20 protein-coding genes and 1 pseudogene are annotated in these 24,240 nt (G+C 45.1%); 11 read left to right on the top strand and 10 right to left on the bottom strand.

What is annotated here, in order from left to right; all coding sequences use genetic code 11:
- Window positions 1-126 precede the first annotated feature (126 nt).
- On the bottom strand, window positions 127-2,022 hold the full coding sequence (gene ftsH, locus RAM70_RS17255; RefSeq protein WP_045358001.1) for an ATP-dependent zinc metalloprotease FtsH: 1,896 nt from the start codon (window positions 2,020-2,022) through the stop codon (window positions 127-129).
- A 214-nt stretch (window positions 2,023-2,236) separates the two neighbouring features.
- On the opposite strand from ftsH, the gene rimP reads away from it, so the two are divergent.
- The 5 genes from rimP to RAM70_RS17280 all read left to right on the top strand — a co-directional run bounded on the left by rimP (window position 2,237) and on the right by RAM70_RS17280 (window position 8,424).
- Window positions 2,237-2,707 carry a ribosome maturation factor RimP gene (gene rimP, locus RAM70_RS17260; protein ID WP_045358002.1) on the top strand — a complete coding sequence of 157 codons (471 nt, stop codon included), beginning with the start codon at window positions 2,237-2,239 and terminating at the stop codon, window positions 2,705-2,707.
- A 351-nt stretch (window positions 2,708-3,058) separates the two neighbouring features.
- Window positions 3,059-4,255 carry a transcription termination factor NusA gene (gene nusA, locus RAM70_RS17265; RefSeq protein WP_287999729.1) on the top strand — a complete coding sequence of 399 codons (1,197 nt, stop codon included), beginning with the start codon at window positions 3,059-3,061 and terminating at the stop codon, window positions 4,253-4,255.
- Window positions 4,252-4,533 carry a YlxR family protein gene (locus RAM70_RS17270; RefSeq protein ID WP_002738851.1) on the top strand — a complete coding sequence of 94 codons (282 nt, stop codon included), beginning with the start codon at window positions 4,252-4,254 and terminating at the stop codon, window positions 4,531-4,533. Before nusA ends, RAM70_RS17270 begins: the two co-directional genes overlap by 4 nt.
- Window positions 4,534-4,644: 111 nt before the next feature.
- Window positions 4,645-7,701, top strand: a complete 3,057-nt coding sequence (infB, locus tag RAM70_RS17275; RefSeq protein WP_312674803.1) for a translation initiation factor IF-2 — start codon at window positions 4,645-4,647, stop codon at window positions 7,699-7,701.
- Between the two features lie 153 nt (window positions 7,702-7,854).
- Window positions 7,855-8,424, top strand: a complete 570-nt coding sequence (locus RAM70_RS17280; protein ID WP_190381615.1) for a low-complexity tail membrane protein — start codon at window positions 7,855-7,857, stop codon at window positions 8,422-8,424.
- Window positions 8,425-8,473: 49 nt separating this feature from the next.
- Here RAM70_RS17280 and RAM70_RS17285 read toward each other — a convergent pair whose 3' ends face one another.
- Window positions 8,474-9,202, bottom strand: coding sequence for a carbonic anhydrase (locus tag RAM70_RS17285; protein ID WP_312675947.1), 729 nt, complete (start codon window positions 9,200-9,202; stop codon window positions 8,474-8,476).
- Between the two features lie 35 nt (window positions 9,203-9,237).
- Between RAM70_RS17285 and RAM70_RS23015 the strand changes: the two genes are divergently transcribed.
- A complete protein-coding gene (locus RAM70_RS23015) occupies window positions 9,238-9,429 on the top strand; it encodes a hypothetical protein (protein WP_072024785.1) in 192 nt (63 codons plus the stop codon).
- 45 nt (window positions 9,430-9,474) lie between these two features.
- Here the strand turns inward: RAM70_RS23015 and RAM70_RS17290 are convergent, their stop codons facing one another.
- On the bottom strand, window positions 9,475-10,206 hold the full coding sequence (locus RAM70_RS17290) for a Uma2 family endonuclease (protein ID WP_045358010.1): 732 nt from the start codon (window positions 10,204-10,206) through the stop codon (window positions 9,475-9,477).
- 181 nt (window positions 10,207-10,387) lie between these two features.
- Window positions 10,388-11,656 carry a DNA methyltransferase gene (locus RAM70_RS17295; RefSeq protein WP_288002029.1) on the bottom strand — a complete coding sequence of 423 codons (1,269 nt, stop codon included), beginning with the start codon at window positions 11,654-11,656 and terminating at the stop codon, window positions 10,388-10,390.
- A 189-nt stretch (window positions 11,657-11,845) separates the two neighbouring features.
- Here RAM70_RS17295 and RAM70_RS17300 point away from each other — a divergent pair, with 189 nt between their 5' ends.
- Entirely contained in the window at window positions 11,846-13,117 is a 1,272-nt protein-coding gene (locus RAM70_RS17300) for a dihydroorotase (RefSeq protein ID WP_312674807.1), read from the top strand.
- A gap of 82 nt (window positions 13,118-13,199) precedes the next feature.
- Window positions 13,200-13,772 (top strand): annotated as a pseudogene (locus RAM70_RS17305) (Uma2 family endonuclease).
- An 84-nt stretch (window positions 13,773-13,856) separates the two neighbouring features.
- Here RAM70_RS17305 and RAM70_RS17310 read toward each other — a convergent pair.
- Window positions 13,857-15,281, bottom strand: a complete 1,425-nt coding sequence (locus RAM70_RS17310; RefSeq protein WP_045358017.1) for a Ni/Fe hydrogenase subunit alpha — start codon at window positions 15,279-15,281, stop codon at window positions 13,857-13,859.
- A 686-nt stretch (window positions 15,282-15,967) separates the two neighbouring features.
- On the opposite strand from RAM70_RS17310, the gene RAM70_RS17315 reads away from it, so the two are divergent.
- Window positions 15,968-16,954 carry an RNA polymerase sigma factor, RpoD/SigA family gene (locus tag RAM70_RS17315; RefSeq protein WP_045358019.1) on the top strand — a complete coding sequence of 329 codons (987 nt, stop codon included), beginning with the start codon at window positions 15,968-15,970 and terminating at the stop codon, window positions 16,952-16,954.
- A 1,577-nt stretch (window positions 16,955-18,531) separates the two neighbouring features.
- Window positions 18,532-19,227, top strand: a complete 696-nt coding sequence (locus RAM70_RS17320) for a PEP-CTERM sorting domain-containing protein (RefSeq protein ID WP_312674810.1) — start codon at window positions 18,532-18,534, stop codon at window positions 19,225-19,227.
- Window positions 19,228-20,153: 926 nt separating this feature from the next.
- Here the strand turns inward: RAM70_RS17320 and RAM70_RS17325 are convergent.
- Together RAM70_RS17325 and nblB are read right to left on the bottom strand one after the other, a co-directional pair.
- Window positions 20,154-21,245 carry a tetratricopeptide repeat protein gene (locus RAM70_RS17325; RefSeq protein WP_190380537.1) on the bottom strand — a complete coding sequence of 364 codons (1,092 nt, stop codon included), beginning with the start codon at window positions 21,243-21,245 and terminating at the stop codon, window positions 20,154-20,156.
- A 65-nt stretch (window positions 21,246-21,310) separates the two neighbouring features.
- Complete coding sequence (gene nblB, locus RAM70_RS17330) at window positions 21,311-21,976, bottom strand: phycobilisome degradation protein NblB (RefSeq protein WP_190380536.1); 666 nt, start codon at window positions 21,974-21,976, stop codon at window positions 21,311-21,313.
- Between the two features lie 44 nt (window positions 21,977-22,020).
- Between nblB and RAM70_RS17335 the strand changes: the two genes are divergently transcribed.
- A complete protein-coding gene (locus tag RAM70_RS17335; protein ID WP_312674815.1) occupies window positions 22,021-22,770 on the top strand; it encodes a tetratricopeptide repeat protein in 750 nt (249 codons plus the stop codon).
- Between the two features lie 22 nt (window positions 22,771-22,792).
- On the opposite strand, the gene RAM70_RS17340 is transcribed toward RAM70_RS17335, so the two are convergent.
- Genes RAM70_RS17340 through RAM70_RS17350 form a run of 3 tightly spaced genes read right to left on the bottom strand, consistent with a single transcriptional unit; the run spans window position 22,793 to window position 24,167 of the window.
- Window positions 22,793-23,746 carry an ABC transporter ATP-binding protein gene (locus tag RAM70_RS17340; protein ID WP_312674816.1) on the bottom strand — a complete coding sequence of 318 codons (954 nt, stop codon included), beginning with the start codon at window positions 23,744-23,746 and terminating at the stop codon, window positions 22,793-22,795.
- A gap of 20 nt (window positions 23,747-23,766) precedes the next feature.
- Window positions 23,767-23,922 carry a DUF5615 family PIN-like protein gene (locus tag RAM70_RS17345; RefSeq protein WP_265795356.1) on the bottom strand — a complete coding sequence of 52 codons (156 nt, stop codon included), beginning with the start codon at window positions 23,920-23,922 and terminating at the stop codon, window positions 23,767-23,769.
- Window positions 23,923-23,936: 14 nt separating this feature from the next.
- On the bottom strand, window positions 23,937-24,167 hold the full coding sequence (locus tag RAM70_RS17350; protein WP_045358026.1) for a DUF433 domain-containing protein: 231 nt from the start codon (window positions 24,165-24,167) through the stop codon (window positions 23,937-23,939).
- Between the last annotated feature and the right edge of the window lie 73 nt (window positions 24,168-24,240).

Below are 24,240 nucleotides of genomic sequence, written 5' to 3' on the forward strand. Positions count from 1 at the left end.
ATTTAAATGCGCGGGCAGCTTATCACAATGTTAGTCGTTAATTCTGGCTTTCTCCGACTGATTAGCAGATTTTTTGCTGAAATCGTCTCCTAACCACTGAATCGAAGCGAGGAGACGAAGGGCAAGTTAAACCATAGTCACCATTGACCGGTCCGCTTGTCGCTGAAATTCCGTCAATAAACGCCGGAATTCTTCGCCGTCAATGGTTTCCTGTTCAATCAGTATATCCACCAAGCGATCGATCGCCACACGATTGTCAAGGATAAGTTTTGTTGCTAAATCGTGGCATTGCTTGACAAGTTCCCGTACTTGTGCATCAATTTTCGCCATCATCGCGAAAGAATGGTCGGCATGATAACCAGCACCAGCACCACCGAGATAGGAATTGCCCTCCTCCTCTAGGGCAATCAATCCCAATTCCGACATTCCCAGACGCGTTACCATCTGTCGGGCCAGATAGGTGATTTTTTCAATATCATTACCGGCCCCGGTAGTCACTTCATCCTCACCGAAGACACATTCCTCCGCCACCCGTCCCCCTAATAATCCCGCAATTCGGGCTAATAACTGGGAACGACTGGTTAAACCCTGTTCTTCATCAGGAGTGAACCAAGTTAACCCCTGCGCTTGCCCCCGGGGAATCAGGGTGACTTTTTCCACTTGATCGTGACCGGGACAGAGAGTACCGACAATCGCATGGCCGACCTCATGATAGGCGATCAAACGCTTGGCTTTACTATCAACTAAAGCGCGCCCTTCCATACCGGCCACAATCCGATCGATGGCATCGTTGACTTCCGCCATGGTAATGGCCTCTTTCCGCCTTCTAGCGGTAAAAATCGCCGCTTCGTTGAGCATATTAGCCAAATCTGCCCCAGTAAAACCCGGTGTGCGCCTGGCGATCGCCTCCAGAACCACATCAGCAGCCACCTTTTTATCGCGAGAATGGACCTCTAAAATGCCCAAACGTCCCTTAAAATCTGGATAATCCACCACTACCTGCCGATCAAAACGACCCGGACGCAAGAGGGCCGAATCCAAAACATCAGGGCGGTTGGTGGCGGCAATGACAATAATGCCAGTATTTCCTTCAAAACCGTCCATTTCCGTCAATAATTGGTTCAGGGTTTGTTCCCGTTCATCATTACCTCCCCCATAACCGATCCCTCGTTGACGACCAACGGCATCAATTTCATCGATAAAAACCAAACAAGGGGCATTTTCCTGGGCTTTTCGGAACAGATCTCGCACTCGCGACGCACCAACCCCGACAAACATCTCCACGAATTCCGACCCGGAGATGCTGAAAAAAGGCACTCCCGCCTCTCCCGCGATCGCTTTAGCCAGTAAAGTTTTCCCCGTCCCCGGGGGACCGATTAACAGGACTCCTTTGGGGATTTTTGCGCCAATAGCCGTAAATTTTTCCGGTTGTTTGAGGAATGTCACCACTTCCTGTAAATCTTCCTTGGCCTCATCCACACCCGCCACATCATTGAATTCTATGCCAGTTTTCGCCTCCATCTGAAACCGCGCCCTTGATTTACCGAAGTTCATCGCTTGACCGGAAGCATTAGCGGAACGACGGATAATAAACACCAATAATCCCAAGACGATAATAATCACTAACAGGTTAGTGAGAACATTGATCAGGGCCGAATTGTCAGTGCGAGGGAGAATACCGTACTCAATTTTTTCAGCATCGAGTTTCTTGATTAATTCGGGATTTTGGTCAAATAAATTGACTTCTTTCGGGGGATCCTTGTCCGTTTGACCGACGAGGGTAACTGCTGCCTGCTGCAAAGAAGGATTGATTTCGACCTTTTTTACCTTTCCTTGCTCGATTTTCTCTAACAATTCACCGTAGGTGAGGGTATTTGGGTTTTTTTGACTCCAAGCAGCAGTGACATGGCCAAAGGTTTGCAGAATCATCCAAGTGGTGACAATCCCTTTCCATACTGGCCGATTACCACGATTCTTGGCTGACTTGGCTCTAACTACGGTGAGCGGAGATTTTTGATCCATAATTGACTCTATATCTAGTTACCCTGTATTCATTGTGACAGATCGACTTGATCGTGACCACTGTTCTGTTTTCCCCCAGGCACGACCCCGGGGGCAAATAGTGATGACGGTTTTTTGCTATACTGTATTCAGCTAGGTGGTCTAACAACTGCCTATCCCAATCACTAACAGTTTAGGGAAGTGGGTTTCGCCCGCTTTTTTTATTGTCTAAATCATGACCCATCCGCTCATCCCCGACCTGCTGCACCTAGCCACCCCTATCGCTGAAAACTTGGGGCTAGAAGTGGTCGATATCGTTTTCCAAACCAATAAAAGGCCTCCCGTCCTGCGCGTCGATATTCGCAATCTTGCGGGAGATACTGGTTTAGAGGACTGTGAGCAGATGAGTCGGGCTTTGGAAACCGCCCTCGACAGTCAAGAAATCTTACCAGGGGCCTACGTTTTAGAAATATCTAGCCCCGGCATTTCTCGACAACTGAGCAGTGAGCGCGAATTTCACTCTTTTAAAGGCTTTCCCGTCATCGTTACTGGCCAGGATAGCCAAGGAAAACCGCAAGAATGGCGCGGAAAACTGCAAGGTAGAGATGAGCAATCTATTTATCTTAACCAAAAAGGTCGCTCCCTGAGCATCGATCGCACCACTGTCATCAGCGTCCGTTTGGATGAGCAGCGCAATAATCAGTGATCAGTAAACAGTAATCAGTAATCAGTAAACAGTAAACAGTAATCAGTAAACAGTAATCAGTAATCAGTAAACAGTAATCAGTAATCAGTAATCAGTAAACAGTAATCAGTAATCAGTAAACAGTAAACAGTAATCAGTAATCAGTAATCAGTAATCAGTAAACAGTAATCAGTAATCAGTAATCAGGGATAAGGATGAAGATAAATAAATAACTAACTAACTGATTAACTTAAAACTTACATCTGATAACTTAAAACTTACATCTGATAACTGATCACTGATAACTGCTCATTGATACAAGGCTAATAGCTAAAAAACTAATGACTCAAAAGTAAGGAGAAAAAAATAATTATGGCCACTGTTAATTTGCCTGGTTTAAAAATAATGCTCGAAGAAATTAGCCAACGACATAATTTGCCAAAAAATGCCGTACAGGAAGCCTTGCGTGAGGCACTTATCAAGGGGTATGAACGCTATCGACGCGCCCAAAGTTTAGAAAAAGCCGCTCAATTCCATGAAGATTATTTCAATAACTTTGATGTAGAATTAGACGTAGAAGAAGAAGGCTTTCGCATCCTTTCTACTAAAACTATTGTCGAAGAAGTGACCAATCCCGACCATCACATCGGCCTCAAAGAAGTGCAAGAAGTGGCCGATGAGGCCCAATTAGGGGATGAAGTAGTTCTTGATGTCACCCCCGACCAAAAAGAATTTGGTCGTATGGCGGCGATTCAAACTAAACAGGTTTTACTGCAAAAACTGCGGGATAACCAACGCAAACTGATTCAAGAGGAGTTCCAAGATCTGGAAGGAACGGTTTTACAGGCCCGAGTCGTCCGTTTTGAAAGACAGGCCGCTATTGTTATGGTACAAAGTACCTACGGTCAACCGGAAGTGGAAGCAGAACTACCCAAACGGGAACAACTGCCCAACGATAACTATCGCGCCAACGCCACCTTTAAAGTGCTGCTCAAAAAAGTCCTAGAAGGTTCTCACCGCGGCCCGCAATTAATCGTTTCCAGAGCGGCGGCGGGTTTGGTAGTATATCTGTTCGCTAACGAAGTTCCCGAAATCGAGGAGGAAATCGTGCGTATTGTCGCCGTCGCTCGAGAAGCCAATCCCCCCTCCCGTCACGTTGGTTCGCGGACAAAAATCGCCGTCGATACCTTAGAGAGAGACGTGGATCCGGTTGGGGCCTGTATTGGGGCCAGAGGTTCGCGGATTCAAGCCGTGGTGAACGAATTGCGGGGCGAAAAAATCGACGTGATTCGCTGGTCTCCAGATCCCGCCACCTACATCGCCAATGCCCTTAGTCCCGCCCGTATCGACCAAGTTTTGTTCACTAATGCCGAAGAAAGACAAGCATTGGTACTGGTGGCACAGGATCAATTGAGTTTAGCGATTGGCAAAGAAGGGCAGAACGTGCGTCTAGCCGCCCGTCTGACGGGCTGGAAAATCGATATTAAGGATATAGCCCTCTATAAAGGTGAACAAGAGGTAAAAACCGATGAAAACGACCCAGAAGCGCAGGATTTAGACCGAGAATGAACCCCTTCGTCAATTATCGACGCTGTATTAGCTGCCGTCTCTTCGCCCCGAAAGAATCCTTTTGGCGAATTGTCCGACTACACCCGTCCGGACAGATACAATTAGATCAAGGCATGGGAAGGGCTGCCTATATCTGTCCGCAACCTAATTGCCTGCAACTGGCCCGGCAAAAAAATCGTCTCGGACGGGCCCTAAAAGCCAATATTCCCGAAACGCTCTATGAATCCTTGCAAGAGCGCCTCGGTACTGCCAAGCAAGGTCGTCCAAATCAGGATTAAAATTGACGATCATAGCCACAAAATCGTTAGCATGGAAAGGGGGCAGTCTTGACAGGATAAAAAAATCAGCCAACTTATAGGATCACTAACACTTTAGCCGGGGGATAATGGATGAGTAACGCGAAAGTCAGAATTTACGATTTATCAAAAGAATTGAATCTAGACAACAAAGACATTTTGGACATCTGTGACCAGTTGAACATCGAGTACAAGAGCCACAGTAGCACGATCAGCGAAGAGGATGCCCAACGCATCAAAGCAATCGCTGCGAAGGGAGTTGTTTCGAGTACCAGTAAAAATAGCACGGGTCAGCGAGAATCGGTTAGTCCTGCCGAAGAAAAAAAACAAAAGATTTTGGCCCTGCATAAACACAACCGCCCCGAAACCGGCGAAGAGGGTCAAAGCTATCCCGGTCAGGCCGGTTCCTCGGCCAAACCGACTTTAATCAGTCCCCCTCGTCCCCCGGTTAAACCCCTTGTCGCTCCCCCGGGGCGCGACGGTGCGGCCGAAAAAACTCCCCCCACCGCTGCGGAGATGCTATCTCAGGCCGCCAGTGTTAAAGAAACCCCGACCGAAACCCCGCTAGTGCCAGAAGCAGCCCCCACCTTAATCGCCCCACCTAATCGACCCTCCCTCACCCCGAAACCACGCCCGGGCAGCGCCTCGGGCCGGCCAGAACCCCGACCTAAAAATGCCCCTGGCAGTAACGACAAGCCCCCTTGCCCTGAGCCAAGTCGAAGGGGGGGAGAAAAACGCGAGCGCGGCGAGAGCGAAAACGCCCCTAGTCCTGAGCGCAGGGTTAGCTTGGCTAAACCAGAAAAACCGACCCTCAACCGCAAACCCGACGGAAAAAGCCCGAAACTGGCGGAACCAGCTAGAGAAGTGCGGGAGACGGTGGAATTGAAGCGCCCGGTTCGCCCCGGTATGCCCGCTAAAATCTCGGCTACTGGCGAGGAAGAAACCGACACCACCAAGAAAACTGGCGTTGATGGCACAGAAATCGATACAGATACCGGATTGCTCGGAGCAGACGGGCTGAAAAAACTCAAACGACCGACCATGCCCCCTCGCATGGCCAAAAAATCTACCTGGGAAGAAGAAGAAGAAGAAGAGAAAAAAGCGGCCAAAACCGCCAAAACTGCCGGCAAAAACAAACGCCGCACCCAAGCCCTCTTTGAAGATGATGATGATCTAGAATCGGAACTATCCGGGTTAATCAATAGCCCCAGTTTTACCCTCTCCACCGCTCGTCCCCCCAAACCGCCCACCGCTAAAGCTGCCACCCCTAGCACTCCAACAGCAGTCAAAGTTAAGCGGCCTAGTAAACCAACCGCCCACACCGGCGGCCCGAAAAGCGAGCGCCAAGAACCCCAAGAGGAAAAACGCCCGGAAAGCATCGTCATCACCGGCAGTCTCACCGTGCGCGACCTCTCGGAATTGATGAAAGTCCCCGAAACCGAGATCATCAGAACCCTATTTTTTAAAGGGATGGCGGTTAATATCACCCAAACTCTCGACGTGGACACGATCGAAATGATCGCCAGGGACTTCGAGATGACCGTGGAAACCCCCAGCACCCAGTCGGCGGCGATCAAAACCACGGAAATGATCGATGTCTCCGACTTGGAAAGTCTCCAGCGTCGTCCCCCCGTCGTCACCATTATGGGTCACGTTGACCACGGCAAAACCACCCTCCTCGACTCGATCCGCAAAACCAAAGTCGCCCAAGGGGAAGCCGGCGGCATCACCCAGCACATCGGTGCTTACCACGTCGATGTGGAACATAACGGCAAACCGGAACAGATTGTCTTTTTGGATACCCCCGGCCACGAAGCTTTTACCGCCATGCGCGCCCGCGGGGCGAGAGTCACCGATATAGCGGTGCTGGTGGTAGCCGCCGATGATGGCGTACAACCCCAAACGAAAGAGGCAATCAGTCACGCCAGGGCCGCCGAAGTCCCCATCGTTGTGGCGATTAACAAAGTCGATAAACCTTCAGCTAACCCCGACCGGATTAAACAGGAATTGACCGAACAGGGACTGGTGGCCGAAGATTGGGGCGGTGAGACGATCATGGTTCCCGTGAGCGCCCTGCGGGGTGAAAATCTCGATAATCTGCTGGAAATGATTCTCTTGGTGGCAGAAGTAGAGGAATTGGTCGCTAACCCCGATCGCTTGGCTAAGGGAACCGTCATCGAAGCTAACCTCGATCGCACCAAAGGTCCCGTGGCTACCCTGCTCGTCCAGAATGGTACTCTCCGGGTGGGCGATAGCATCGTCGCCGGTTCCGTTTTCGGCAAAATTCGGGCGATGATCGATGATCGCGGTCAAAAAGTCGAAGCGGCTACCCCCTCCTTCGCCGTGGAAATCCTCGGTCTTAGTGATGTGCCAGCCGCCGGCGATGAATTCGATGTCTATGAAAGTGAGAAAGAAGCCCGATCGATCGCTGATCAACGGGCGATCGAACGACGCAACACCCGTTTACAACAGGCCCTCTCTTCTCGTCGCGTTAGCCTTAGCACCCTCTCTATCCAAGCTCAAGAAGGACAACTCAAGGAACTTAATCTCATCCTCAAGGCAGATGTGCAAGGTTCCGTCGAGGCCATCCTCGGTGCGCTCAAACAGTTACCCCAAAACGAAGTGCAGATTCGCGTTCTCCTCGCCTCTCCGGGGGAAATCACCGAAACCGATGTGGATCTGGCCGCCGCTAGTGGTGCGGTGGTGGTGGGCTTTAATACCACCCTGGCCAGTGGTGCGCGCGCATCCGCCGATCGGGAAGGGGTCGATATCCGCGATTACAATATCATCTACAAGCTTCTGGATGATATTCAAGGGGCGATGGAAGGTCTTCTTGACCCCGAAGAAGTGGAAGAACACCTCGGTTTTGCCGAAGTGCGTGCCGTCTTCACCGTCGGCCGTGGGGCCGTGGCGGGCTGTTATGTCCAATCAGGTAAACTGGTGCGGAATCGCTTCCTGCGCGTGCGTCGCGGCAAGGAAATTGTTTATCAGGGAGTTCTCGATTCCCTCAAACGGATGAAGGAAGATGCCCGGGAAGTGGCCACCGGTTTCGAGTGCGGTGTCGGTGTTTCTAAATTCAATGACTGGAAAGAAGGCGACATTATCGAAGCCTACGAAATGGTCATGAAACGTCGCACTTTATCCAGTTAATTACACTTGAACCGTCGGGAGTCGGGAGTCAGCCTTAAATCAGTTATCAGTTATCAGTTATCAGTCATAATTCCCCCACTCCCCCACTCCCCCATCTCCCCACTTCATAATTCATAATTCATAATTCATAATTTATAATTATCATTTGCCTCTATGAAATCAGAACCTTTTTTGTGGATTCATCTGGCAGGGTTAGCGGCTTTGCCAATCTTTTTACAAATCGCTTGGATTGGTTTAGCTGTGGGCGATCCCTTGCCTTTTCTTTGGCTAGAATGGCTATTTCTGGGAGCGATCGCCATCGTCCCCGTTTTTTGGATGCAGTGGACAAAACCTTTTGATATCTTTAGTCTTTTGTTGGTTGCTCTGAAACCGAGTCAACTCACCCCCGAACAGTTAAAAATTCTCTCTCTTTTTCAACGTCCTCGCCATCGTCTTCTTACTCTTTTGGGAGTCGTCCTCTTAATTCTCATCGCTTGGCCAATCTACAATTTTGCCCCTCTAGCGGCTGCCGTGGCCGCCTATCTCCCCCAATGGCGGCTTTTAGGTTTAGCAATCGCTGGGATCGCTCTCCTCTTAAGTCACCTATTTCTACAGGTTCCCCTGAGTGTTCTCGGGGTTTTAGCCACGAAGGAAAGTGACTGGACAGCCGCAGAAGCTTTAGTTATTGAGCGCATTCCTGAGTTATTTACCATTGTTGGTCTAAAAGTTAATAAAATTATCTAAATTAGCTGAAATGCAGACAATTTCTGCGGTTCGACAGGCTCACCGTCCACTAGGAATGCAGGATCGAGCGCCCGTTTAAGGGTTGAATATTCCTCGCATTACGGGGAAAAATTGCGGCCAATTGTTGCAGTTGTTGGGGAGAAATTTTGATCGCATTTTGCCAGACTAACCAGAGAACATCCTCGCTACAGGGGGGAGTGGACAAAGACCCCCGATATTCATAAAAATCGCTATTTTCTGGCAGTAAAAGCCCGGCATTGACCCAAGTATCGGGGATAATCATTTCAGGAGAAGGTTCTCGGGGCAAATAATCCCAAATGGTTTGTAAATAGGGATTAAAAGCACCAATTTCGGCTAAGATGCCCACAACTGCTAAATTTCCCCTCCCATTTCGATGCACTAAATGAATTTCCAGAGGGAAAGACTGACCTTTAATCCGATGTTCGCTGGGGTGATGAAAATGGAACTGCAATAAATCCCAGTTTTCGCCGTGAAAACTCATGGTTCCACCTTTTTCGGTCTGAACTAAGATTGTACGACCGTTATGGCGAATTTTTAGGGGTACAGGACGATAATTAAAGGTGGGGTGGTATAGCTCTTTTTCAGTCACTATACTCAGATCGATCGGTGTTTGTTGCTTTCCCGTGGTGCAGAGGCGATAATTCCTTGATAATTCGCCCCAATGGTCAATATTTTGGTAATTCCAAGCAAATTCTGGATTAATAGCCCCAAAAAGAGCCTGAGAGCCTATAAATTGCAGTAATTCTCGTCTATACATGGGATTAAATCCAGCAATCATCGGATAATTAGGGTTTGCTGAAAAAGTTTTTCGTGGGGGTAGGGTGTGGCCCCCCCAACCCCCCCGACATCGGGGGGGTTGGGTGTGGGGTGTGGGGTTTTACCCATTTTCAGGTGGTCAATTACCTAAGTTTCAGGGAAAAAGTGCCTAATTCTCCCCCCCGATCCCTCCCATATCTGGCACTTTTTGATTTCAAAAAAGCCTAAAGATATTATCCAACAAGGTTTTTAGATTTATTAAGCAAACCCTAATTAGAAATTTTCTTGGGGATTTATGCCCAATTCCCGCAGTTTAGCCGCTAATTTTGCGGATTTCTGCTTTTCCTGTTGGACTTGATTTTCTGCTTCTACAGCCCGATTTTCTGCCTGTTGTGCCGCTTCTGCGGGAGTGGGTACTAATTCACCTTCGGGGGTAAAATAGCGCAATTTATTGGCAGATAAACCCAAATATAAGCCTAATTGTTGACTCCAGAGCCGTCCCTGAGCATTGGGGGTAATCGGTTGATATTGACCGCTAATTAGGGTAAATCCTTCAAATTCTAGGCTTTCTGGGTCAAACCAAAAATAATCGGGAGTGCGAAATATATCTTGATAAATTTGTTTTTTCTCCTCTCGGTCAACTTTGGCGGTACTATCGGAGAGAATTTCCACAATTAAATTGGGATATTTGCCCTCTTCTCGCCAAATTACCCAACTTCTGCGGTTAGGATTGGGATTTGTCCCCAAAACCACGAAAAAATCGGGACCACGGCAGAATTCTGACTTTTTCTGGTTAGGACTGTAATAAATGGTTAAATTGCCGGCGGTAAAATAATCTTCTCGCTCGCGCCACCACCATTCTAAACACTGAATTAATAAAATAATTTGTTGTAGATGTAGGTTGCTTTCCAAGGGTGGTTCATCACTCCAAAATTCGCCTTCTGGGAAGATTATCTCAGGGTTTACATGAGACTCGACTAGGGGTAAGCTTTGAGCGATAGTCATGGTTTATCCAACAGAGATAGGTTGATAATTAATTATAAACTAAATTTGTTACAGCAGTTAGCAATCAGTCCTCAGCCCTTAGCTATTTCACTGTAGATTTATCGATGTTTTAACCTTGCGGATTAGTGCTATCTTTGGGAAGTTGTTGATATTTTTTGTATTCGATTTGATTAAACTAGACCTACCTTTTCTCTAAGATTAGTAAATATTCGGATTTCATGCCATCAGGATTTTTATTCTTGCGAGATTTGAATAACTGTCTGGTTTTAATTCTATCCTCAAAGACGGTATCAAAAACAAAGCCATTTTCCTGAAAATATTCCTTTAATATTCGCCAAGTTTCTACTTCCACTCCATCCACTTTTGGATTACCGACAAAAATGCAAGCTTTCCCAGCTTGTTTTAATTTTCTGGTGGCATTTTCTAAAGCGTTGATGGTGTGACAAAAGTAGGAATCGAGTATTTTATGTAAATTCTCTTTCTCTAAACTCGCTCTCACCTGATTTAAGGTTTCAGTTTCGATTAATCTGGTAGCCTGTCGGTAGGGAATTTCTAGCTTAGAGATTTTTTGCACTTCTTTTTCTGTATATCCTAACCAATATAAATCTAGTTTTGCTGTTCTGATATATTCTTGTGCTTGCAGATAGGGGGGGGAACTAATTAAACAATCTAACTCTAGATTTTGATCGATCTCAAAAGTGGCACTATCTACTCCTCCATAAAAAAGCACCTGATTATAATTATGCCAAGTGACGGCAATATATTGATTAACGCTGGTTAAAGTTTCCAAACTCATCTCTTTAATCGTTCGTTTTAATTCCTCTTGCCAATCTCTTTGTAATAGTTCTTGTATATCTGATTTTTTGTATTTCGATTGAAATAATTTAGGTTTGGTATGTTCTGCATAGGAAAACTGTTTACTAACTTTCACTAAAACCGCTTGAATGATCTGGGAATACAAATCAGGTTCTAGACTTTTTTGACCTGCCCAAAGTTTCTGTAAAACTGCTAAAATATCCTCTGGATACCAATAGTTTAAATTTGACCACTGAGGGATAAATTTATCCTTGCTGGCAAAAACTTCTAAGATTTTTTTATCTAACTCTGAGTAACTCAATGGTTCTTGGTGTTCTGTAATCTTAATCGGTATAATATGGTTTAAAAGATAATTCAGGTCAGTTAAAACCGCATTTCTTTGACAAAGTTTAGCCTCTAAACCCACCGTACCCGAACCAGCAAAAGGATCGATAATCCAATCATCCTTTTTACTGTAGTTATCAAGACAAAATCTCACCACTTGGGGAATAAATTTGGCAGGATAATAATAGATGCCGTGGGTTAGATAACTGGTGCTGTTGATTTCTGGTACTAAATCTCGAAAAGAAACTAATCGTGGGGTTCCCCGATTAAATCCTTCTAAATTATTAAAATCGAAAAGTTCTAACTGCATGATTCGGCTATCAATTCTCCCTAGGGTAGGCCAGCCAATTAAAATAAAGATTAAAACCGTAGTCGATCAATATTCTAACTTATCGTCCCTTAACCTAACCGAGAACTCAACTTTTTTACTTTTTACTTTTTACTTTTTACTTAACGTGATATACTGCCAGAGGAAAAAATGACGTTTTAAATAGTCTGCGTGAATAGCCAATCCTCGACAATTATAGAACAGGTTAGAGTCCTTGACCCCCTGACACAAACCGATCGCATTGCCGATGTCTGGATTGAGGAGGGGGTAATTAAAGCGATCGAATCTCAGCTTCCCCCAAGAGAAAATAGTAACTATATTTCCGGTCAAAACTGTATTTTTGCTCCAGGATTAGTCGATCTCTACAGTCATTCCGGGGAACCCGGCCACGAGGACCGAGAAACCCTCGCATCTTTGCTCAAAGCGGCCACGGCCGGAGGCTGCACCCGGTTGGCAATTCTCCCCAATACTCTCCCCCCCCTCGATCACCCCGCACTTATTAGCACATTACAGCAAAAAAGTCAAGGGTTTTTTGACTCAAAATCGACTCGTCTGCATTTTTGGGCAAGTCTCACCCTAGGAAGACAAGGGCAAAAAATGACGGAATTAGCCGATTTAATGCCTGTAGCGGTGGGTTTTACCGATAATCGCAGCCTGGAAGATTTGGGACTGTTGCGGCGCTTATTGGAATACCTAAAACCCTTCGGTAAAAATATCGCCCTTTCCCCGGTAAATCAGCAATTAAAGGGTAATGGAGTCATGCGTGAGGGAGAAACCTCGATTCGCTTAGGTTTACCCGGAGATCCTGCTATTTCCGAAACCACTGCTTTAGCCACAATTTTAGAAATCGTCGGCGAAATTAATACACCTGTTCACCTAATGCGAATTTCTACCCGTCGAGGAGTGGAATTAATTCGCGAGGCAAAAATGCGGGGATTGCCGATAACCGCTAGTGTGACGTGGTTGCATCTCCTCTTAAATACAGGATCGATCGCCAGCTATCATCCCAGTTTACACCTCGCTCCCCCCTTGGGCAACGAAAGCGATCGCAAGGCGTTAATTGCGGCAATTAAGGAGGGAATTATCGATGCAATCGCGATCGATCATCGTCCCTATACCTACGAAGAAAAAACCGTCTCTTTTGCAGAAGCACCCCCCGGCGCGATCGGGTTAGAATTAGCTTTACCGCTACTCTGGGAAAAATTAGTAATAACCGGGCAATTATCAGCTTTACAATTATGGCAAGCGCTTAGTCTCAATCCCTGTCATTGTTTACAACAAAAACCGGCATCTCTCAACCCCGGCAATCCTGCGGAAGCAATTCTTTTCCATCCCCAAGCAAGCTGGAAAGTAACGGCAAATAATCTTCACTCTCTCAGTCATAATACTTTCTGGTTAAATCAAACAATTACGGGAAAAGTGTTAGAAATGTGGAATTTTTAAAGGTTTAGGAAAGGGGGCAGTGGGTTTTTAAAGTTGGTATAATTTCTTTTTATTCGATCAATCAATGATCGAGGTAAACACCATGACAGCCGGTAAAAGTCACGCTTATTTTACCCCAAAAGACTATCTAGAAATAGAGAAAATTAGTCCCATTAAACATGAATATATACAAGGGCAAATCTTGGCGATGGCGGGGGCCAGTAAAGCCCATGTTATCATCACAGGTAATCTTTCAGCCCAATTAATTAATCATTTACGGGGTAGTGGTTGTCTTGCCTACGCTACCGATATGAAAGTGCGTCTCCCTAGCTTAAATATCTTCTATTATCCCGATTTTGCCATTACTTGTGACCAACGGGATCGAGTTTCCGAGGAAGATTTTATTCTGCATCCGCGAGTGATTATCGAAGTTTTATCCGACTCCACGGCAGCCTTTGATAGAGGCGATAAATTTGCCGATTATTAAACTATCCCCGAATTACAGGAATATCTATTGATCGAGCAAAAACAAGTCCTAATCGAACAATATCAACGTCAATCTAATAACCTCTGGATTCCCCATATTTATCAAGCGGGAGATTTAATCACTATTAACTGTATTAACTTTTCTTGTCCGATAGAAATTCTTTATCAAAACCTAGAAATTCTTAGCTAGAATCTTGGCCGTAAAAATAGTAAAATGGGGTCGGGTATTAGGAGAAATTTGCCCTATTTCCTAACCCCCCAACAACTTAGATAATTAACCCCGTTGTCGAGTATTGATCACCTCACCGGCTGCATTAACTAACTCTAGCTGTAGCGGCATTTGTCCCATAGCGTGAGTGGAACAACTTAAACAGGGATCATAGCAACGAATACCCGCTTCCACTCGGTTTAACATCGCTTCAGGAATTTCGTTACCATGAATATAATGTTGGGCGATTTGTTTCACCGTTTGATTCATGGCCAAATTATTATTACCCGTGGCAATAATTAAATTCACCGTTTCAATCAAACCATTTTCATCCACTTTATAATCATGGAATAAAGTACCCCGGGGCGCTTCACTAACTCCCACCCCTTGCAGATTATTAATTCCTGCTTCGGCGCGACAGCGTTGAGAAACTATATCGGGATCGTCGATTAAAAGTTCGATACGCTCTAAACAGCCTAAAATCTCCACTAAACGGGCATAATGATAGTAAAAAGAAGAGGTTGCTACACCACCGACTCGATGGCGATATTCGCGTAACTCGATATCCGCTCCCTCCGTGCCAAAATGGGAACAAACATTTAAGCGCGCCAACGGACCTACTCGATAGATACCGTTGGGATAACCGAGGGGTTTATAGTAGGGAAACTTCAAATAAGACCATTTTTCCACTGATTCACCGATATAATCGCGATAATTGTCTTCGCTGAGGTTATCGGCCACGATATTGCCTTGACTATCGGTAAAACGAATATGACCGCCGTAGTGTTCCCACTCGTCCCGTTTACCGACCAATCCCATAAACAGGGAAGGGAAATTACCAAAAGCGGCGATTTCTGTGGTTAAATTGTCTAGAAGTCCTTTAAACAGGTTTAAGGCCGTGTAAAGAGTCGCTTTAGACTCCGGCAGTCGTTCTTTAATCCATTGTCGCCCTTCTTCGCCTAAGGGAGAACGCACACCTCCCGGGACAGACCAAGCGGGGTGAATTTTTTTCGCCCCCAAAAGTTCAATAACTTTCTGTCCAAATTGACGTAAACGGATGCCTGCTCGCGCTAGGTCGGGATCGGCGGCGATTAAACCGAAAATATTCCGTTTGGCGGGGTCACTTTCCCAACCAAGCAGAAAATCGGGACTGCTAAGATGGAAAAAGCTTAAAGCATGGGATTGGGTTAATTGTCCCAAATTCATCAAGCGCCGCAGTTTTTCACCCGCGGGGGGGATTTGCACCGCTAGAATTTTATCGCCGGTTTTGGCGGCACAAAGTAGGTGACTAACGGGACAAATCCCGCAAATTCGGGCAGTAATTCCCGCCATCTCCCACATCGGCCGTCCCTCGCAGAATTTCTCGAAACCGCGATACTCGACCACATGAAAACGCACGTCATCCACTTCCCCCCCATCGTCAAGGAAAATCGAGATCTTGGCATGGCCCTCGATCCGGGTGACGGGATCGATAACGACGGTTTTAGTCATAGTAAGTCCTCATTGTTCAGGAGTTCCACAGAACGGCATTGTGGAGACTGCGATCGAGCTTGGTTTCAACGATAATTTATCCCGATCTCCGCCCTGCTGTTTCTATGATAGTTATTACCCTCCTAGCAATCCTAATTTTTATAACAATTTTTCCCGATTCTCAATCGGAAAAAATTTAAAATTTTGTAGCAAATACTACAGAAAATAGTTCGGAAATCCGCCATGATTACATCTCTCTTTGCTGGTGTTGATCGGTCATTATATATATAGAAGTCGGTTCTCGGCTGTTAGTCTTCCTCTCAAGGCTGAGGGCGAAAGGGTCGGAAGTCAGCTAGATTGTTGACGGCTAATCGGGAAAATCACCTTTTTGTCTTGTAATCTTACCTAACAGTATCAGCGGCACTGCCGAGGATTCAGGAAAAGGCGACCCAAAAACAAGCGATTGTAGTTGATAGCCCTTGGGTATAGTAGTTTTGTTCTAGATGTTGAAAAAAGAGGATAAACTTAACATCATACCAAAGAATGAATTAGCTTTGAACCTTTAGGGGATTGCCCGCGTCTAAAAGCGCAGGATACAATCAAAGAAATTCCGAATCAAACTCATACCGACTTCAGATAAGCCAGACTCACCCGCGAGTCGGAATAGTAACAGACTTTTTCTGTGTCAAGGAGTCACCACCAAACCAATGCCCACTGCAAAAACCAACCAAACTCAACCACAGCCCACCCTCAATGCCGATATGGTGCGTACCTATCTGCACGAAATTGGGCGAGTTCCCCTCCTAACTCACGAACAAGAAATTATTTACGGCAAACAAGTCCAACGGATGATGAGCCTGTTAGAAGCGAAAGAAGCACTATCGAAGCAATTAGGACGGGAACCAGATCGCTTGGAGTGGGCGGATTCGGTGAATTTAAGCGAAAATGAACTGGATCGCGCCTTGAAGACTGGCGATCGAGCTAAACGGAAAATGATTGAAGCTAACCTCCGCTTGGTAGTTGCGATCGCAAAAAAATATCAAAAGCGGAACATGGAATTCCTAGATCTAATTCAAGAGGGTAGTCTGGGATTAGAAAGAGGTGTAGAGAAATTTGATCCCACCAAAGGTTATAAATTTTCTACCTATGCCTACTGGTGGATTCGACAAGCGATTACCCGTGCGATCGCTCAACAGGCCCGCACCATTCGTTTACCCATCCATATCACCGAAAAACTGAATAAAATTAAAAGAACCCAGCGCGAACTCGCCCAAAAACTGGGGAGAAGTGCCACTCCTGCCGAGATTGCCCTGGAATTAGAGCTTGAACCCGCTCAAATCCGCGAATATCTCAGTATGGCTCGTCAACCCATCTCCCTTGATGTGCGCGTCGGCGATAACCAAGATACGGAATTGTCGGAATTATTAGAAGATAGCGGAGTTTCTCCCGATACCTTCATCACCCAAGAGTTATTACGGCAAGACTTAGCCAATCTCCTGGCCGAATTAACCCCCCAACAACGGGAAGTGATTTCCCTCCGTTTCGGTTTAACCGATGGCAAGGAGTTATCCCTAGCCAAAATCGGTCAGAGAATGAACATCAGTCGGGAACGAGTGCGACAATTAGAACACCAGGCCCTGGCCCATTTACGCCGTCGCCGGGCTAACGTCAAGGAATATATTGTCGCTAGTTAGTAAAATTAGCAAATAACCAAGAAGGAGAGCTTGCGCTCTCTTTTTTTTTGGGTTTATTACTAGACCTCTTGCAAAAATCAAAAATCTTCCTTTAGGTGAGGAGTCTCCGAGGCAGTAGCCGGTCGTCAGGAGAATTAAGAATGAGCATTAATCAATTAAATGCTCTATTTAGGGATTTTATGCAATTTTATGTCTATTTTTCTCATTTTTGCCCTCTCAAAAATTAATTATGCAAGAACTCTACTGAACTTCCCCCGTATGAATATACTAGCTATGGCTAAAAGTCTTACAAAGCCTGAGTTAAAGCCATGTAATGCTAATGAACTACTGAGTACAAACTCCTGAAATCTTTACGCAGATAGGGTTTGAAGCCAAATTTTTCCAATTTAACCCTTTGACCATTATAGCTTGTTTCGGGGCAGAAAACCATCAAAAACATGGCTACAGAGGGAATCGCTTACTCTAGAGATTAATGACATCATCTGTGATCATCAGGTTAGCGATCACTATACAGCCAACTCTACGGAATCGCTCTACTCTAGATACAGTCAACGGTACAGCCATTTTCAAGGGGAAAATGTCCCCAGTGGCGGCTTGTCAATTTTTTCTGAGAAGCTCCAGGCAGTAAGGATTTTGTCAATTTTTTAGTATTTCTGTGTGGGGGAAGTTCAGTTATTGCTAAGTACCTAAGCAAAATTAATTACACATCTAAGCCACTACTCCGTCAGACTTCTGGTGTGAGGAAACAGTGAACTGAAAACTCAAATCCGATCCCTAATAGCTGTCTCCCGTCTCCCGTCTCCCGTCTCCCGTCTCCCGTCTCCTGACGACCGTCTCCTGTCTCCGTTCGGACCTCGGCGTGAGCTTTTGTCGAACGCAAAAGCTCACGGCCGAAGCCTGTCTCCTGTCTCGACTAGGAAATTAATTTTGCACGACTACTTAAAGTTTTGTAACCCACTTTCCGCACTTCTTAACATTCAATTGATAATTTTTACTAATATATTGCTGACAACCCATTGCCAGTAAGGACTATAGCGACAATGATGGATTTTTATCAAGGTGAAGAATTGTAAACTTTTTTTTAGAAAAAATCAATTATTGAAAATGTTCTTAATAGTAGTTTATACAATGAAAGTTTTCGTCAAAACATCTTGGGGAATGTAAAAATATATAAAAGTATATGAAGATGTGCGAAATGTTGTTTGGAACTAATCTTAACAAAAAAGGGGTGATTTTCTGCGTTTCCTTGACGACAAGATTGAGAAGATATTCTGTTGACTATCTAAATTATTTCTTAAGATTGTCTATGAGTGCCAAATCAGGGAGAGGCAGTTTGAGTACTTGTGCTAAAATTCTCAATTTTCAGCGATTTTCAGCGATTTTCAGCGATTTTTTTTGATCAAATCTCCCCAAAAAAAGATTTAACCTTCAACAAAAAAACACATAAAACGGCTTGACTTTTAAAATTGCAGTGTCTAGACTTAGGGTTAGGTCAAGAATTATTTTGTAGGGCAGAACAAGTCCTCAAATATTTTTCTTTAACCGTTGAAATAAATTGAATTTGAACTTGGTAAGTTATGAAGAATTCAAGCCCAATAAAGAAATTGTCACTAATCGCTTCTGGAGTGGCTCTTTCCACCTGTGTTTTAGCCGTTGATAGAGCTAATGCCCAGACAATCCTTCTTGATTTTGAGGGGCTGAAAGATACAGAGCAAATTCTTAACTTTTACAACGGTGGTACGGGTAGCCAGGGTTCTTCCGGTATTAACTACGGTGTCAGCTTCAGTCCTAATTCTTTAGCAATTGTTCAAGGCGCTCCTGGTAGTAATATTGGAGGTTTACCTACCCCAGTGACGGGTGCCTTTTTCCTGAGTGGCTCCGCAAGTACCATGAATGTTGCGAATGGGTTTAGTACCGGGTTCTCTTTTTTCTACTCTGCCCCCTTCCAACCCGGTGTTGTGAGAATATATGATGGACTGAATGCTACAGGAAACCTGCTGGGTTCAATTAATCTACCCTTGACTCCTAATGGTGCGTCGGTGCCCGGCTGTAACAGTAGTAATTTTTGTCCTTTTGTCCCTATAGGGTTGGCATTTAATGGAATTGCTAAATCCGTTGACTTTGGTGGTGCTGTCAATCAAATTGTCTTCGATGACATTAAAATTACCCTAGCTCCCACAACTACGGTTCCCGAACCCACGTCTGTAATGGGTTTGATCGCCATTAGTGCTTTGGGTGCAGGTTCAGTTTTGCAACGCAAATTATTAAAGTAGCAATCTGACTCAGAAATTCGCTACTTAAAAATCGATAATTAAAAGCGGTCGTACTGTAATTAAGTGCGATCTTTTTGAACGTCAGTCCTCAGTCTTTTCGGTTATCAGTGACCACTTCCTTGCCTTCGCCCTCTTTGAATAACTTCTGCTGCTCACCATAAGTGAAATAGTCCTAAAAGTCTTGCCCCATAAGCACTTCAGGATTCCATAAGCAAAAATTCTCACACAAAGTCGAGAAGATCCTGGCTGCCGATCGAGTGGTAATAAACTGTTGACTGTCTAAATCATACTAAATCCGTTGAGTATGGGCTATTTAGGGCTTGCTGAAAAAGTTTTTCGTGGGGGTAGGGTGTGGCCCCCCCAACCCCCCCGACATCGGGGGGGTTGGGTGTGGGCTTCGGCCGTGAGCTTTTGCGTTCGACAAAAGCTCACGCCGAGGTCCGAACGGGTGTGGGGTTTTACCGATTTTCATCTGGTCAATTACCTAATTTTCAGGGAAAAAGTCCCTGAATTTTCCCCCCGGTCACTCCCATATTTGGTACTTTTTGATTGACAAAAAGTCTAAAAGTCTTACCCAACAAGGTTTTTAGATTTATTCAGCAAGCTCTATTTATGAGGACAGGCACTCATGCACTCATGCAAGAGGCAAAAGGGGCAATAGATAATCAGTCTTTAATAACTGGATTTAGTAAGCTGTTGACTATCTAAATTACTCGTTGAGACTGCACCGGAGTTGGGAGCAGCGAGCAGGGAGGGGAAGTTTGAGCATTTGTACTAAAATTTCCAATATGCAGTTTAAATTCAGTACAGCTTATCACTCCTGAAGACTGCACTGGAGTTGGGAGAAAGGAGCCTCTTGCCGTGATCGCATCAGTGATCAGTTATCACTGATAACTGATCACTGATAACTGATCACTGATCTGGGCTCACTCAAGCAATTTCTTCAGCAGGGCATCCACTTCCTCCAGGCCGGATTGATTATTTTTCAGGACATAAACCGCTCGCGCTTGCTTAAAAGCTTCCTCCGCCTCTCTTTTTCGTCCCCGACCCGCGTAGGCCCGACCGAGATTAAGATAGACATCGGCGTTATTGGGGGCAATTTTGGCCAAATCTTGATAGGCGATAATTGCTGCAAGATAATCTTTTCTGGCCAGATGGATGCGACCGATTCCCGCTTGTGCTTCCAAAGATTGGGGCTGCAGGAAAACAGCCCGACGATAAAAGGGGAGAGCCTCGTCAAAACGCTCTTGTTTTTCGAGTAAAATCCCTATTTTTAGCTGAATTAAAAAATTTCCTGCACTTTGTCGCTCTATTTCTTTTAAAATTTGGGTTCCACCATTTAAATCGCCCTGTTTAAGCAAAAGGCTGGCTAGTTGCAATCTTAATTCACTATTGTTAGGGAATCTTTGCAGGGATTTTTGGAGAAAATCGAGGGCTTCGCTGCTTTTATTCTGTTCGATCAAGGCTTTACCCATGATTTCGTGGGCTTGCTGATTATTGGGGTCGAGAGCTAAAACCCATTGGTAAACTTCGCCCGCTTTTGCATAGTTTTTTTGCCGCAATAATACCACCCCTAAACCGAGGTAGTGTTGGACGTTTTTCGGTTCTATTTGGATAGCGTAGTAGTAAGCGGTGGCTGCATTGTCATAATCGCCGATATTAGCCAAACTATAACCGAGGGCATGGAAAAAGTCGGGATTACTCGGATCGAGACTTAAAGCTTTTTGGTATGCTTGGGCGGCGGCGCTATAATCCCCTTGCCGCGTTTGTAAAAAGCCAATCCCAGAGAAAATTTTGGCATTATTGCCATCAAGGGCGGCAGCCCGCTCGTAAACGGCTATAGCTTCCCCATAATTGCCATTTTTGACCAATTGCCGCGCTTGACGCAGTAGTTCGTTAACCTGTGAATCCTTGCTCACGATTGCCCCCGCTGGATTATCAGCGATCGCAATTGAGGGGGAGAAACAGCCCCCCGCGAGAAGACCGACGAGCAAGATTAAACGGGTAAATTGTTTCATCTTTGTTAACGATTCTTAATTAAAATTTATTGTAAATGGTATTGACAAAAATCAACTATTCTGCATCACCCTTGTACGAGATTATTGCGGGCCTCTTGGGCGACTTGGGCGCTTTTGTCGCCGGTTAACTGGGTCAAAACAGCGATCGCATCTTGCCCCCCTAAGCGACCTAAAGCTTGAGCGAGACGATAGCGCAGTTGCCAGTCATCATCATTAGCCAAGGGAACGAGTAAAGAGACGGCGCGAGGGTCGCCTAGTTCCCCAAAAGCACTAACGGCGGCCGTTTTTATCAATTCATTATCGGAGTTAAGGGCGATTTCGAGCAGTTCAAAGCCCCGGGGTTCCCCCAATTCGCCCAAAGCGGCCACAATGCTAAATTGAATTAACCAGTCGGAGGATTGTTGATAGACGGCCACCAGATCATCGTAGGCTGCCGTTAATTTTAACCCCCCGATCGCATCGGCCGCGGCTGCTTTCACGTCTGCTTCGGGATCGTGCAACAAGCGATCGCGTAGAATAGTTAAGGTCAGATCAGGATTCTGACGACCGAGGATATCTAACTGACTTACCGCCGAATAACGCACCCTAGCGTTACTATCGTTAATTAAAGGCTGTAACATCTCGAAGGCGATTTCTGGGGCCAAATAACGCAGTTGATTAACTCCCGATAAGCGATCGCCATAATCATCGGAATCGAGCAGCCGTTGCACGGATTCAGGGGAATAATTCATAATTTGATGACACCCTTAACAATTGGACTGATATTAATTGTCCCATGAATAGTTATCGACTCCTGACTATCTCGATCATCTTTAGTTCCCCGGTTTTTTGGGGCTGTAGTCCTCCCTCTCCTATTAAAAAAGAACCTACGGCCGAGATGATCGCTTCTCCTTCTCCCAGTCCGATTATTTCCGCATCAGACATTAAGGCCGCTAATCGTTATCGTCAATTGGGATTACAGTATCGTCAACAGGGAGATTTTATCAAAAGTATTGAAGCTTTAAAAAAATCGGTACAGTTAAACCCCAATCATCTGGACGGGAGAGTAATTTTAGGATGGACACAACACCTAGCTAAACAACCTTTAGCGGCACAAACAACCCTAGAGGAAACGATTAAAATTGCCCCCGATCATGTGGATGCTTATAATGCTTTGGGAATCGTTTATCTTGTCGGTGGTCATCTTGAAAAAGCCGTATTCACTCATACTAAAGCCGCTAATTTAAAACCAGATAATGAAATCGCCTACTATAATTTATCCCTCGCCTATCATCGCTTAAAAGATTTTAATTCAGCTATTAATAACGCTGAAAAAGCAGTTAAATTAGAGCCAAATAATCCCCATCCTCTTGTGGCTTTGGCAATGATTTATTTAGATCAAGGTGATAGTAAAAAAGCGCGGGATACCTATAGAAAGGCTAGGGATTTAGACGGTCGTTATCGAGAAAAATGGTTTCTGGCACACCTGAAGGAAGCGGGTTTTAGTCAGGAGCAAATTAAATTAGTCGAAAAGTTACTATCCTAGATTTGAAAGTTAATATTTCCCCTTAGGATGCCTGTCGATGTCCCAGTTTTAGGAAAATAGTTTCTAAATCTTCGCGGCAAGTATAAAACTCGCTTAAGGTCAGACCAGAAACCACTAAAAATTTCAACAATTCGGCACTATCTTCTAGGGTTCCCGTAAATTTAACCCGGAGAGTATTAGTATTAATAATTCTTTGCCAACTTTCCACAAAAACACATTGTTTAAGAGCGGTTTCTAAGGCTTCTAAATTGCCTAGAGTCGTAATCTGCAAGTATTGGCCGGCTAGACGTTGATTTAATTCCTCTAAAGAGGTACTTTCCACTAGATAACCTAATTCCATGATGCCCACAGAACTACAAAGTTCGGCTAAATCACTAAGGACATGGGAGGAAATTAAAATAGTCATACCTGCCGATTGTAATACTTTAATAATCTCACGAAATTGTAGGCGAGCGATCGGGTCTAATCCGGAAACCGGTTCATCGAGAAGTAAAATTAAAGGTTCATGGATAATCGTGCGGGCTAAACTTAAACGTTGTTTCATACCCCGGGACAAAGTAGCGATCGAATTATGGCTTTTACTGGTTAATTGTACCAGTTCTAGAACCTCATAAATGCGGCGATGACGTTGGGAGCGAGGGATATGATAAAGACGGGCAAAATAATCCAGATAATTCCAGACATTTAGGTCATCGTAGAGGGGAAAATTATCAGGTAGATAACCTAAATTTCTTTTCAGACGGGGATTACTCTCATCTCTTAAAAGACGTTCTCCGTGCAGATATATTTCTCCGGTTGTCGGTTCTTCCGCTGCCGCTAACATCCTAATTAAAGTGGTTTTTCCCGCTCCATTTGGACCGATTAACCCGTAAACTTCCCCCGCTGCAATCTGTAAATCCACTTGATTAACGGCCCCATGGCGGTCAAATTGTTTGGTTAAACCAACGGTAGCAATGGCTAATTCTGGTGTGTTCATAAAGTTTTTTAGTTAGGTTCTCACGGTGACTCGCTAGTAAAAACAATATAATCGTTGATTTTTGCCCATTCCATTATGTCATGATCTGGAGCGCAAGGATCGCCTACCATTGACCAATGAACTGCTTGAATATCGTATTTTGCCAACACCGTTACCCACTCAGGGGTGAGATTCATATCAATGATAATTTTCATGGCAAAGATAGGGGAATTTCCACTTCTTCTACTCGCCAAGCAGCATAGGTAAGCGCTTCATCAATATCAGCTAATTCTAGATAGGGATAAGCGTTAATAATCTCCTCTTTGGAGTAACCAGCAGCGATTAATCCCACTAGGGTTCCCACAGTGACTCGCAAACCACGAATACAGGGTTTACCTCCCATGACTTCCGGATTAAAAGTGATACGCGTCAGAGTTTCCATGATTGTTGTTAAATTGTTTGAGCCTTCATATCTTCTCAGTATATTCTCATCTAATAATTTTCGGTGAAAACAC

It is taken from the genome of Microcystis wesenbergii NRERC-220 (assembly GCF_032027425.1).
GTDB classification, from domain to species: domain Bacteria; phylum Cyanobacteriota; class Cyanobacteriia; order Cyanobacteriales; family Microcystaceae; genus Microcystis; species Microcystis wesenbergii_A.

Bases quoted from the DNA above. Each gene is read 5' to 3' on its own strand.
- ftsH (WP_045358001.1), bottom strand. From the start codon at position 2,022: ATGGATCAAAAATCTCCGCTCACCGTAGTTAGAGCCAAGTCAGCCAAG.
- rimP (WP_045358002.1), top strand. From the start codon at position 2,237: ATGACCCATCCGCTCATCCCCGACCTGCTGCACCTAGCCACCCCTATC.
- nusA (WP_287999729.1), top strand. From the start codon at position 3,059: ATGGCCACTGTTAATTTGCCTGGTTTAAAAATAATGCTCGAAGAAATT.
- RAM70_RS17270 (WP_002738851.1), top strand. From the start codon at position 4,252: ATGAACCCCTTCGTCAATTATCGACGCTGTATTAGCTGCCGTCTCTTC.
- infB (WP_312674803.1), top strand. From the start codon at position 4,645: ATGAGTAACGCGAAAGTCAGAATTTACGATTTATCAAAAGAATTGAAT.
- RAM70_RS17280 (WP_190381615.1), top strand. From the start codon at position 7,855: ATGAAATCAGAACCTTTTTTGTGGATTCATCTGGCAGGGTTAGCGGCT.
- RAM70_RS17285 (WP_312675947.1), bottom strand. From the start codon at position 9,202: ATGTATAGACGAGAATTACTGCAATTTATAGGCTCTCAGGCTCTTTTT.
- RAM70_RS17290 (WP_045358010.1), bottom strand. From the start codon at position 10,206: ATGACTATCGCTCAAAGCTTACCCCTAGTCGAGTCTCATGTAAACCCT.
- RAM70_RS17295 (WP_288002029.1), bottom strand. From the start codon at position 11,656: ATGCAGTTAGAACTTTTCGATTTTAATAATTTAGAAGGATTTAATCGG.
- RAM70_RS17310 (WP_045358017.1), bottom strand. From the start codon at position 15,281: ATGACTAAAACCGTCGTTATCGATCCCGTCACCCGGATCGAGGGCCAT.
- RAM70_RS17315 (WP_045358019.1), top strand. From the start codon at position 15,968: ATGCCCACTGCAAAAACCAACCAAACTCAACCACAGCCCACCCTCAAT.
- RAM70_RS17320 (WP_312674810.1), top strand. From the start codon at position 18,532: ATGAAGAATTCAAGCCCAATAAAGAAATTGTCACTAATCGCTTCTGGA.
- RAM70_RS17325 (WP_190380537.1), bottom strand. From the start codon at position 21,245: ATGAAACAATTTACCCGTTTAATCTTGCTCGTCGGTCTTCTCGCGGGG.
- nblB (WP_190380536.1), bottom strand. From the start codon at position 21,976: ATGAATTATTCCCCTGAATCCGTGCAACGGCTGCTCGATTCCGATGAT.
- RAM70_RS17335 (WP_312674815.1), top strand. From the start codon at position 22,021: ATGAATAGTTATCGACTCCTGACTATCTCGATCATCTTTAGTTCCCCG.
- RAM70_RS17340 (WP_312674816.1), bottom strand. From the start codon at position 23,746: ATGAACACACCAGAATTAGCCATTGCTACCGTTGGTTTAACCAAACAA.
- RAM70_RS17345 (WP_265795356.1), bottom strand. From the start codon at position 23,922: ATGAATCTCACCCCTGAGTGGGTAACGGTGTTGGCAAAATACGATATT.
- RAM70_RS17350 (WP_045358026.1), bottom strand. From the start codon at position 24,167: ATGGAAACTCTGACGCGTATCACTTTTAATCCGGAAGTCATGGGAGGT.